The organism is Microvirga sp. Mcv34 (assembly GCF_024519725.1).
Classification (GTDB): Bacteria; Pseudomonadota; Alphaproteobacteria; order Rhizobiales; family Beijerinckiaceae; genus Microvirga.
In genome coordinates, this window is sequence record NZ_JALJRK010000269.1 from 1 (window position 1) to 740 (window position 740).

General features: G+C 66.6%; 2 pseudogenes. Both read right to left on the reverse strand.

The window, feature by feature from the left end:
* Positions 1-304 (reverse strand): annotated as a pseudogene (locus tag OC446_RS30560) (copper oxidase); the annotation flags it as partial.
* Positions 305-324: 20 nt separating this feature from the next.
* A pseudogene (locus OC446_RS30565) lies at positions 325-740 on the reverse strand (TolC family protein); the annotation flags it as partial.

Here is a 740-nt window from a genome sequence, read left to right on the forward strand (position 1 = left end):
GGCCGTTGTAGCCCCACAGGTGGGCCTTCATGCCGGGCGCCATCTCGCGCACCACCGGCTCGGCGACGAGATGGAACTCCTTCCAGTCGCCGTTCTGGCGCCACGGCAGCGTCCAGCCGTTCAGGGTGACCACGGGCTGGTAGTCCGGTCCGCTCTTCGGGTAGAGCGGCGGCTGCATGGTGGCTTCGGTCATGGTGGGCGCCTCAGGCAGGCTCGCCGCCTGGGTGCGTCCGCTGATCATGCTGGCTCCGGCGAGGGCCAATCCCCCGGCGCCGAGAAACCCTCTTCGCGATAGGTCAGTCATGGTCGATCTCCTTGATCGTGTCACTCCGGCGTTGCGGCCACCACGCTTGCACTGCCTTCACTTGCCTCGCCGCCCCCAGACCCGCCGCCCACCAGCGCGGCCTTGAGGTCGGTCGCGGCGATCCAGAAATCGCGGCGGGCCTCAATAGCCTGGATGTTGCTCAGGATCCGCGCGGGCATCGATGATCAGCGTCGTCACATCAACCAGCATGCCGCTGTATTGGAGCTGAGCCTGCTCCTGGACCGTCTGGCGCAGGGGCAGCACCCTGTTCTGGTAGTGGCGGGCGAGGTCGTAATTGCCACGATAGCGCAGGTAGGCCTCACGCGCTTCTGAGCGGGCGTTGGCCGCCAACTCAGCCAAGCGATTGGCCGCTCCCAGATACGCCTCCTGGGCGCCCCGGATCGCGGTAGCACCAAAGTCATAGATGGGGATCTGG